The sequence below is a fragment of the Nonomuraea rhizosphaerae genome (genome assembly GCF_019396405.1).
Lineage (GTDB): Bacteria > Actinomycetota > Actinomycetes > Streptosporangiales > Streptosporangiaceae > Nonomuraea > Nonomuraea rhizosphaerae.
On record NZ_JAHKRL010000065.1, the window covers coordinates 1 to 10,066 of the forward strand.

Sequence of the window (10,066 nt, forward strand, 5' to 3'; positions counted from 1 at the left end):
CCTGCCCCGCCCGCCCCAGCCCGCCGGCGACGTCGCGAGCGACCCGCTCGCGAAGACCGCTGCCCAGGCCGCTGAGACCCTGGACTTCTGGAGCAAGTCCGACTACGCGGCTCTCAAGTCGGCTGTGGCCTTCAACCCCGACTCGCTCGAGGTTGAGAAGATCTCCCGTGGTGGCGGTTATAGCGCCGACACCAAGCCCGGCAGCTCCGTGCCGATCGGCGAGGAGAAGAAGACCGCCGTCAAGTCCCAGAACGTCAACATGCCGAAGACCATCGGCAAGGTGTTCTTCGAGGGCCGCGACGGCAAGCTGTACTGGTGCTCGGGCACCTCGATCCAGTCGCAGTACCGCAACCTGGTCGCCACGGCCGGTCACTGCGTCTACGACATCGCCGGCAACGACGAGGTCGTCTCGCGCTGGGTCTTCGTGCCGGGCTACTACCAGGGCAAGGCTCCTTGGGGCCTGTACGTGGGCAAGCAGGCGTTCACGCACTACGACTTCGACGTGTACGAGGACTTCGACCGCGACTACGCGTTCGTGACCGTGTACAACGGCATCGGCGGCACGCTGAACAAGCCCTCCAAGGTCGACATCGCGACCTTCAAGTCCTACGCCGGCGAGAAGTTCGTCAAGGAAGTCGAAGTTTCCTTCGACGAGTACAAGAAGGGCCGCCTCGACCCGAAGACCGCGGACTACTACTCGCTCAAGCGGGGAACGCGCGCGGAGAAGACCGGTCCGGACTTCCCCGGCGCCGTGGTCGAGAAGGTTGCGGTCAGCAAGTACGAGTACTTCCGCGCTGGTGTCGGCACCGGTAACGGCAACAAGTTCGGCGAGCCCGTCACCAGCCAGGTGACCAAGTCCGAGTGGTACGCCTACCGGGGCAAGGGCGAGAAGACCCGTGACTCCCGTGGCAACTACCTGATCACCGAGTACTTCGTTCAGCAGTGGTACAAGCCGGGCACGGACCACAAGTTCATCCGTACCGACTTCTACACCGTTGCTCACGAGGTCAAGGACGTCGGTCGCCTCGGCGACAACGTCGGTGGCCAGGGCGTGTCCTGGAACCAGGCGAGCGGCAAGTACGTCCGTACCTTCGGGTACCCGTACGGCACGCACCCCGACGGCAACAAGCCCTACACCGGCGTGACGCCGAAGTGGTGCTACGGCAAGACCGCTAAGAACGTCATCAAGGTTCCGGCCCGCAAGGTCGAGGAGCACCAGTCGCTGAAGTGCGCCGTTACCGCTGGCTACGATGGTGGCCCGTGGCTGGCGAACTACAGCAACTCGAAGCGTCTTGGCTACGTCAACGGTGTCACGAGCCTCATCGTGGACGTCGACGGCAACAAGCGCTACGACACCATCACCTCGGCTTACTTCGACGGTGAGACCGCCGCGATCTACAAGGCCGCTGCGGCCTCGTGGTCCGGCAAGCTCATCCCGTAGTTCGCTGCGGACCGAACGAGGACCTTGGTCGTCGTTCACCAGCTTCACCCGAAGGGCTCGGCAGTTCGCTGCCGGGCCCTTCGGCCTGTCTGCTCCTTGCCTCCTCCAGCAGCTCAGGGCCCGAAGAACCCTTTTCCGTAACATTCCCGCACAGACTGTTACTGGAGTGACCAGTGGGTCGATAGGGTCTCAACAACCTGCTGTTAACTTTGTGGAGAACCCCCAGTGAAGCGCCTGCTCGTCCCCCTGACCGCCGCCAGCCTGAGCGCCGCAGCCCTCGCCCTCCCAGCCGACGCAGCCCCCGACTGGGTCAAGGACCCGCTCGCCCCCAAGGCCGCCGACGCCTACAGCAACGCCTACTTCTGGCTCGACGCGAACGGCGCGGCCATGAAGAAGGCCAGCCAGTTCACCCCCGACGCCAAGGACGTCCAGAAGCTGGTCTCCACGAGCGCCAAGGCCCCCGACGGCAAGCCGGGCTCGGCCTCCCCCACGGGCACCGCCCCGAAGCCGACCAAGACGAAGAACCTGAACCTGCCCAAGAGCATCGGCAAGGTCTTCTTCCTCGACGGCCAGAAGAACTACCGCTGGTGCTCGGCCACGTCGGTCCAGTCCCGGTACCGCAACCTGGTCGTCACCGCCGGCCACTGCGTCTACGAGAAGGGCGAGGACGTCTTCTCGAAGTGGGTCTTCGTCCCCGGCTACTACCAGGGCAAGGCCCCGTTCGGCGTGTACGCCGGCGCCTACGCCTTCACCACCTACGACCTCGACACCTACGACGACTACGACGGTGACTTCGCGTTCGTGGCCGTGCACAACGGCTTCTCGCTGCCCACCGACAAGAAGGTGTCGTTCAAGGAGTGGCAGGAGTGGAAGGGCGACAAGTGGGTCAAGCCGGTTGAGATCAGCCGGGCCGAGTACGTCAAGTGCGTGCTGAACCTCGGCCACTGCTGGTCCGAGGGCGCCGACACCCCGGCCGACAAGGTGGGCCCCGACTACCCCGGCGCCGTCCTGGAGAAGGTCGAGGTCAGCGACAAGGAGTACGCCGCGGCCAAGGCCGGCAAGGGCCAGGGCTTCAAGTTCGGCCTGCCGGAGACCGTCCCGGTGACCAAGACGGAGCACGACGCGTACAAGGGGCCGGGCAAGAAGAGCGTCGACAAGCTCGGCAACTACTTCATCACCCACTACTACACGCAGAAGTGGGTCAAGCCCGGCACCTCCCGCAAGTACTACATGGGCGAGTACGTCATCGGCATCGCCAAGGACACCGGCCGCCTCGGCGACGTCGTCGGCGGTCAGGGCGTCGCCTGGAACCAGCCCATGGGCCAGTACGTCACCGCCTTCGGCTACCCCGCCGCCCCCCACCCCGACGGCGACAAGCCGTTCACCGGCGTCACGCCCAAGTGGTGCATCGGCAAGACCGGCACGAAGACCTACCAGGTCAACACGTTCAAGGTCGAGACGCACCAGATCCTGAAGTGCTCGATGACCGGCGGCGCCGACGGCGGCCCCTGGCTGATCAAGTACGACAACAACAAGCGCACCGGCTACGTCAACGGCGTCACGAGCATGTTCCACGACCAGGACGGCAACGACCGGGTCGACTACATCAGCTCCGCCTACTTCGACGGCGAGACCGCCGACGTCTACAACAAGGCGCAGTACGCGGCGACGAAGTCCATCGTCGGCCCCAACGGCGAGATGATGGAGTAGGAGCGACAGAGATCGGGTCCGGTGAGCGAACCGGACCCGATCCTCACGCCAAGGACAGCTCCCTGGTGCGCTCGCGCAGCGCCCGCACCGCCGGCTCCCCCTTGTACGGCTCCAGCCGCCTGCGCAGGTCGGCCGCGTACGAGCGGGACCTGGCCGACTGCAGGTCGTTGGCCAGCTTGAGCGCCGTGCCCGTCACCTGGCACGCCTCCTCCAGCTCGCCGCACTGCAGCAGCCCGGCGGCCAGGAGCGACAGGTTGAACATGCGCCCGCGCACGTAGCGCCCGTCCATGTCCAGGGAGCGGCGCGCCTGCCTGACCACCCGCTCGCCCTCGCCCAGGTCGCGGAAGCAGTGGGCGAACTTCGCCGACAGGTACGCCTCGTCGAAGTAGCTGAGCCAGGCCGGCTCGTTCCTGGGCACGCGCGAGTCGAAGGCGATCTCGGCGTCGTGCAGCGCGTTGCCGCAGGACCGGGCGTCGCCGAGGCCCGCGTGCGCGTGTGCCTCCAGGACCTGCGCGGAGGACAGCAGGGTGTGGACCCCCGCGCGGCGGGCCGAGAGCTGGGCCGCCCTGGCCAGGTCGAGCGCGTGGGCGTGCTGGCCCATGTAGATCGCCTGGTGGGCCATCCCGGCGAGGATCTCGCCGCCCAGCGCGTGGTCGTCGGCTCCCCTGGCCAGGCTCAGGGCCTGGATGAGGTAGCGCTGGGCCAGGCCGTGCTGCTCCAGGTCGTAGGCCATCCAGCCGGCCAGCCGGGTCAGCTCGGCCGCCGCGGCGGCCAGTTGCCTGCCGGTGGGCTCACCGTAGGCGCCCTCCCTGAGCAGCGGCGAGACCGCGTTGTCCAGGTACTTGATGACGGAGGAGCGTACGCGTCCGCTGCCGAAGCGGTTGTCCAGCTCCCCGAACGAGCGGGTGACCTCGTTGATCGCGGCGATGTCGGCCCTGCCGACCCGGCGCGTCCCGGAGCCGCTCGGACGCTCGTCGGACGTGGCCGTCAGCCAGCGGACGGCTCCGACCGAGCCCGCGCCGATCGCGAAAGTGGAGTCGATCAGGAATCGTCGTCTCTCCATGTCGGCCCGCCACAGCGCCGTCACCGTCGCGACGCCCTCCTTCCACGTGTGCGTGAACTCCTGCCCGAGATCAAGGGGTGTAGTGATGACCGGCATGCCCACCTCCGCGGGGGAGACGGGCCTGCCGAGCCGCAGCGCGAATATCTCGGTGAGAAGGGACGGCACGGGGTCGCGCGGGCGTTGCCCGCCGATCCAGCGCAGCACGGAGCTGTGGTCGTACTTGAGACCTGGGGTGCCTCGTGCGGCTCCCAGGTCGTTGAGGCGCCTGGCCAGCCCCTTGTGGGACAGACCCGCCTCTGCGATGAGCTGCTGCAGCAGTCGATTGGGCTCGCGTTCCATCGCTCTCCTTGCGACAACAGGAGTCGGCGCCCGCAACCTTACAGAGAGTTCCTTTTATAGCACGGAGAGTAAAGATTATTTGGGGGTTCCAGGAGTGAACTCTCGAAGGCGGGCGCACCCCCCCGTACTGCCCGGGGAGTCGCCGTTCAGTCCTGGGTCATCCCAGCCCTGAGCGGCAGGACGCGGGCACGCCCCGACCACCACGCACGCGGAGCCCTATCGACGGGCGACCCCGTCCGCGCGGGCCTGGTCGGCGACGGCGGCGGTCACCGCCGGCGCGACCCGCTTGTCGAACGGCGAAGGGATGACGTAGTCGGCCCTGACGTCGTCGCCCACCACGCCGGCGAGGGCGGTGGCGGCGGCGACCTTCATGTTCTCGGTGATCGTCGTGGCGCGGACGTCGAGCGCGCCGCGGAAGACGCCGGGGAAGGCCAGCACGTTGTTGATCTGGTTGGGGAAGTCGGAGCGGCCGGTGGCGACCACCCGGGCGTGCTTGGCGGCGACCTCGGGGTGCACCTCGGGGGTGGGGTTGGACAGCGCGAACACGATCGAGTCGGGGGCCATCGAGGCGATGGCGGACTCCGACACCGTCGATCCCGACAGGCCGAGGAAGACGTCGGCGCCCTTCAGGGCCTCCTCCGTCGAGCTGGTGTGACCGGCCTTGTTGGTGTCGCGGGCCAGGGCCTGCTTGACGGGGTTGAGGCCGTCCCTGCCGTCGTAGATCATGCCCTTGGAGTCGGAGACCGCGATGTCGCCGATCCCGGCCTCCAGGAGGATCCTGGTGACCGCGACGCCGGACGCTCCGGCCCCGGCCACCACCACGCGCAGGTCGCCCAGCGAGCGGCCGGTCAGGCGGGCCGCGTTGGTCAGCGCGGCCAGCGCCACGATGGCGGTGCCGTGCTGGTCGTCGTGGAAGACCGGGATGTCGAGCAGCTCGCGCAGCCGGTCCTCGACCTCGAAGCAGCGGGGGGCGCTGATGTCCTCCAGGTTGATGCCGCCGAAGGAGGGGGCGAGCCGGACGATGGTCTCCACCAGCGCGTCGACCTCGGTGCAGTCGAGGCAGATCGGGACGGAGTCGACGTTGCCGAACTCCTTGAACAGCAGCGCCTTGCCCTCCATCACGGGCATCGCCGCGGCGGGCCCGATGTCGCCCAGGCCGAGCACGGCCGTGCCGTCGGAGATGACGGCCACCACGTTGGAGACCCAGGTGTAGTCGTTGACCAGCGACGGCGTGTCGGCGATCGCGGTGCAGACGCGGGCCACGCCGGGGGTGTAGGCAAGGGAGAGGTCGTCGGCGTCGCGGACCGGGATGGTCGAGCGGACCTCCAGCTTGCCACCGCGATGCAGCGCGAACGCCGGGTCGAGGTCGAGGGATTCGAGAGAAGCGGGTGTGGTTGTCACTGAGACCCCAGTAGTGGTCGGACGGAAGAGACCTTCGGCAGACGGCGCGAGGGCCTGGCTTCGGTAGCGGCCAGGTGCCCCTCCTCGATCGTCTCGTGAGAGGGGTACGGGGGTCACCCGTGGCTCCATAGTGCCACATGCTGAGACGGGCTCTGTCTCAGTGCCGAAGCCGTTCCGTTGACGCATTGTTAAACGCCGGATGACGGACTGCAGCTAAACCGCATTTAAACTTCACAAAAACCGCTTACGTCGCATTTCACTTAGGGGGAGGCCCCGCACATGGCCCTCTGGCACAAGAACCGCCGTGGCACCATCACCGGCGCGCTCGCACTGACCGCCGCCTTCGCGCTGTCCGCCTGCGGCAGCTCGACCCCGGCGGACACCGGCGCCTCGGCCTCCGCATCGGCCTCCGGCTCCGCCCCGGCGGCGGCGGGCGGCGTGCAGCTGGTCTCACCTGGCAAGTTGGTCACCTGCACGAACCTGCCGTACCCGCCGTTCCAGGCCAAGGACGCCAGCGGCAAGGTGGTCGGGTTCGACGTGGAGATGATCGATCTGGTCGCCAAGAAGCTGGGCGTGACGCAGGAGATCGTGGACATCGACTTCGACGCGATCAAGGGCGGCGCCGCCCTCAGCGCCGGAAAGTGCGACGTCGCCGCCGCGGGCATGACCATCACCGAGGAGCGTAAGGCGCACCTGGATTTCTCGGACCCCTATTTTGACGAGGTCCTCGGCCTGGTCACCAAGAAGGGGGCGGGGGTGGCCACCCTCGACGACGCCAAGAGCAAGAACCTGAGCGTCGGCGTGCAGGCCGGCACGACCAGCCTCGACCTGGCCAAGGGCAAGGGCATCGAGGCCAAGGAGTTCAAGGACTCCGGCAAGCTGCTGCTCGCGCTGCAGTCCGGCCAGGTGGACATGGTCGTCCAGGACCTGCCCGTGGTCGTGGAGTGGATGAAGAAGCCGAACATCTCCTCCGCCTTCGAGCTGTCCGGCCAGGTGCCGACCAAGGCCCAGTACGGCTTCGCGGTCAAGAAGGGCAACGCGGCCCTGCTGAAGGCCGTCAACGAGTCGCTGGCCGGAGCCATCTCGGACGGCACCTGGACCAAGTCCTACCAGCAGTGGATGGGCGCGGCGCCGGTCTCCACCCCGAAGCCCACGTCCTGACATGACCGACACGCCGACCGCCGCCGCCGAGCCCGCCCGCAGCGGGCTCAGCCCCCGGCAGCGCCGCCGGATCAGCCTGGGCGTCCAGACGGTCGTGGGGATCATCGTCGTCATCGCGGTGATCCTGCTCGCCGACTGGCCCACGATCGTCAACGTCTTCCTGAACCGCGACGTCGCCGCGCTGATGATCCCCGAGCTCTTCACCGTCGCGCTGAAGAACACGCTGATCTACACCGTGAGCGGCTACCTGCTCGGCTTCGTCCTCGGGCTGGTGCTGGCGCTCATGCGGCTGTCCTCGCTGGCGCCGTACCGGGCGGTCGCCCTGGTCTACATCGAGATCTTCCGTGGACTGCCCGCGCTGATCATCTTCCTGCTCCTCGGGTTCGGCCTGCCGATCGCCTTCCCCGGCTTCAAGCTGCCGGGGCAGGAGTACGGCACGGTGGCCCTGGCCCTGGGGCTGGTGGCCGCGGCCTACATGGCCGAGTCGTTCCGCGCGGGCATCCAGGCGGTGCCCAAGGGGCAGATGGAGGCGGCCAGGTCGCTCGGCATGAAGCCGGGGCGCGCCATGGTGTCGATCATCCTGCCGCAGGCCATCAGGATCGTCACCCCGCCGCTGACCAACGAGCTGATCCTGCTGTTCAAGGACTCCTCGCTGGTCTTCACCCTGGGGGTGACCGCGGCGACCACGGAGCTGACCAAGTTCGGCCAGGACCTCACGGTCGACCAGGCCAACAGCACGCCCCTCATCGTGGCGGGGGCGACGTACCTGCTGCTCACGGTCCCCCTCGGGATCGTGGTGCGCCGCCTCGAAGCGCGTCAGAGGAGGGATCGGTGACCCACGCCGTAGAGATCAGGGACCTGCACAAGCAGTTCGGCGACAACCTGGTGCTCAAGGGCATCGACTTCACCGTCGAGCCCGGCCAGGTCGTCTGCGTCATCGGCCCGTCGGGGTCCGGCAAGTCGACGCTGCTGCGCTGCGTCAACCTGCTGGAGGAGCCCACCAAGGGCAAGGTGTTCGTCAACGGCGCCGAGCTGACCGACCCGGACGCCGACATCGACGCCGCCCGCCGGCACGTCGGCATGGTCTTCCAGCAGTTCAACCTCTTCCCGCACCTGTCCGCGCTGCGCAACGTGATGATCGCCCAGCAGCGGGTGCTCAAGCGCGGCGCCAAGGAGGCCGAGATCGTCGCCAGGGAGAACCTGGAGAAGGTCGGCGTCGGCGACAAGTGGAACTCCTACCCCGGCCAGCTCTCCGGCGGGCAGCAGCAGCGCGTGGCCATCGCCAGGGCGCTGGCCATGAACCCCGACCTGATGCTCTTCGACGAGCCCACCTCGGCGCTCGACCCCGAGCTGGTCGGCGACGTCCTCACCGTCATGCGCAAGCTGGCGGAGGAGGGCATGACGATGCTGGTGGTGACGCACGAGATGGGGTTCGCGCGGGAGGTGGCCGACCGCGTGGTGTTCATGGACGGCGGCGTGATCGTCGAGGACGGGCCGCCGTCGCAGGTGATCGGCGATCCGCGGCAGGAGCGGACCCGGTCGTTCCTGCGCCGCGTCCTGCACCCGGAGGGATGACGGCGGGGCGGGGCGTCTGCCACGCTCCGCCTCACCGGTTCTCGATGCTCTGCCGCTCGTGTAATACTCCGGCATGGACCTGACCTCTTACGCCGAGTGGGCGGTCCGGCTGATCAACGACCCGGACCCGCCCTCCGAGCCGGCGCGGCTGCGCGACGCGCTGGTGGCCGTGTTCGACGCCGCGCCCGACGAGGAGGCCGTCGTGGCGCTGCTGAACGCCCTTCTCGTCCGCCATCCCGTACGGCCGCAACTGTCGGCCCACGACGGCCAGCGCTGGCACCTGCACCTCGCCGAGGACCCCGCGGCGTGCGCCGTCATGGGGCTGGCCGCGCTCGTCGCCGAGCTGGGCGCCGACCGGCTCGGCCGCTGCCAGGAGGCCCGATGCTCGCGCGCCTTCCTGGACACCTCCTCCAACCGCTCGCGCCGCTACTGCTCGGCCCGGTGCGCCAGCCGGGCCAACGTCGCCGCCTACCGCGCCCGCCGCCGCGCCGCTCTCTAGGACGTCCTCCAGCGCGGCCTGCCCGGGGGCCTTCAGCAGGCCGTTCTTCAGCGTCCGCGTACGAGCGGCCAGTAGCGCAGCACCACGCGCCCCACGATGTCGCTCACGGGACCGAAGTCCCAGCTGTCGCGGCGGCCGGCGGCCCGCTGGTTGTCGCTCTCCAGCCACCACCCGTCGTCGCCGTGCCACTGGGCCCGCTTGACGATCAGCCGCCCGGGGTCCCCGGGCAGGCGCGCCACGACAAGATCACCAGGACGGACGGCCGCGCCCCGGCGCACCAGAAGCCAGTCCCCGTCAAGCAGCGCGGGACGCATCGAATCGCCCTCGACACGCACTCTCACGAGCTGTGACCCCCTCCTCCGCAGGCGTTTGGACCCGAGTAAGGTCGGTAGTCGGACCAAGCTGATTCAGCATCAAGGAAGGACTTTCTGATGCTCGCACGACTGCTACGACCCAAGCATGTCGCTTCGGCGCACTGCGACCTGCCCTGTGGGGTGTACGACCCCGCGCAGGCCCGCATCGAGGCCGAGTCGGTCAAGGCGATCATGGAGAAGTACGCGGCGAACGAGGACCCGCTGTTCCGCGCCCGCGCGGTGCACATCAAGGAGGAGCGGGCCGAGCTCGTCAAGCACCACCTGTGGGTGCTCTGGACCGACTACTTCAAGCCGCCGCACCTCGAGCAGTACCCCCAGCTCCACCAGCTCTTCTGGGAGGCCACGAAGCTGGCGGGGGCCGCGGGCGGCAAGGGCACGGTCGACGTCGCCAAGGCCGACGACCTGCTCGGCAAGATCGACGAGATCTCCAAGATCTTCTGGGAGACCAAGGCGGCCTAAAACGGCACATAAGGCTCTGTGCGGCGAGCCGCCGCACAGAGCCT

The 10,066-nt window shown here is 68.3% G+C and carries 10 protein-coding genes; 7 read left to right on the forward strand and 3 right to left on the reverse strand.

Annotation, left to right across the window (positions count from 1 at the left end; translation table 11 throughout):
* Window positions 1–1,441, forward strand: a 1,441-nt coding sequence (locus tag KME77_RS03025) for a trypsin-like serine peptidase (protein WP_219461658.1), incomplete at its 5' end; no start/stop codon positions are given.
* 225 nt (window positions 1,442–1,666) lie between these two features.
* Window positions 1,667–3,151, forward strand: coding sequence for a trypsin-like serine peptidase (locus tag KME77_RS03030; protein ID WP_219461661.1), 1,485 nt, complete (start codon window positions 1,667–1,669; stop codon window positions 3,149–3,151).
* Window positions 3,152–3,194: 43 nt separating this feature from the next.
* Here the strand turns inward: KME77_RS03030 and KME77_RS03035 are convergent, their stop codons facing one another.
* Together KME77_RS03035 and KME77_RS03040 are read right to left on the reverse strand one after the other, a co-directional pair.
* On the reverse strand, window positions 3,195–4,553 hold the full coding sequence (locus KME77_RS03035) for an NsdA family TPR-like regulatory protein (RefSeq protein WP_219461665.1): 1,359 nt from the start codon (window positions 4,551–4,553) through the stop codon (window positions 3,195–3,197).
* A gap of 216 nt (window positions 4,554–4,769) precedes the next feature.
* On the reverse strand, window positions 4,770–5,954 hold the full coding sequence (locus KME77_RS03040) for an NAD(P)-dependent malic enzyme (protein ID WP_308250519.1): 1,185 nt from the start codon (window positions 5,952–5,954) through the stop codon (window positions 4,770–4,772).
* Window positions 5,955–6,233: 279 nt separating this feature from the next.
* Here KME77_RS03040 and KME77_RS03045 point away from each other — a divergent pair, with 279 nt between their 5' ends.
* The 4 genes from KME77_RS03045 (at window position 6,234) to KME77_RS03060 (ending at window position 9,189) form a co-directional block, all read left to right on the forward strand.
* Window positions 6,234–7,115 carry an ABC transporter substrate-binding protein gene (locus tag KME77_RS03045; protein ID WP_219461673.1) on the forward strand — a complete coding sequence of 294 codons (882 nt, stop codon included), beginning with the start codon at window positions 6,234–6,236 and terminating at the stop codon, window positions 7,113–7,115.
* A gap of 1 nt (window position 7,116) precedes the next feature.
* Complete coding sequence (locus tag KME77_RS03050) at window positions 7,117–7,950, forward strand: amino acid ABC transporter permease (protein WP_219461676.1); 834 nt, start codon at window positions 7,117–7,119, stop codon at window positions 7,948–7,950.
* Window positions 7,947–8,690 (forward strand): amino acid ABC transporter ATP-binding protein, encoded by a 744-nt coding sequence (locus KME77_RS03055; protein ID WP_219461680.1) that lies wholly within the window; start codon window positions 7,947–7,949, stop codon window positions 8,688–8,690. The genes KME77_RS03050 and KME77_RS03055 overlap by 4 nt, the downstream gene beginning before the upstream one ends.
* A gap of 73 nt (window positions 8,691–8,763) precedes the next feature.
* A complete protein-coding gene (locus KME77_RS03060; protein ID WP_219461683.1) occupies window positions 8,764–9,189 on the forward strand; it encodes a CGNR zinc finger domain-containing protein in 426 nt (141 codons plus the stop codon).
* A 47-nt stretch (window positions 9,190–9,236) separates the two neighbouring features.
* Here the strand turns inward: KME77_RS03060 and KME77_RS03065 are convergent, their stop codons facing one another.
* Window positions 9,237–9,590, reverse strand: a complete 354-nt coding sequence (locus KME77_RS03065; RefSeq protein ID WP_308250520.1) for a S24 family peptidase — start codon at window positions 9,588–9,590, stop codon at window positions 9,237–9,239.
* Between the two features lie 30 nt (window positions 9,591–9,620).
* Between KME77_RS03065 and sodN the strand changes: the two genes are divergently transcribed.
* On the forward strand, window positions 9,621–10,022 hold the full coding sequence (sodN, locus tag KME77_RS03070) for a superoxide dismutase, Ni (protein ID WP_219461688.1): 402 nt from the start codon (window positions 9,621–9,623) through the stop codon (window positions 10,020–10,022).
* The last annotated feature ends 44 nt before the right edge of the window (window positions 10,023–10,066 follow it).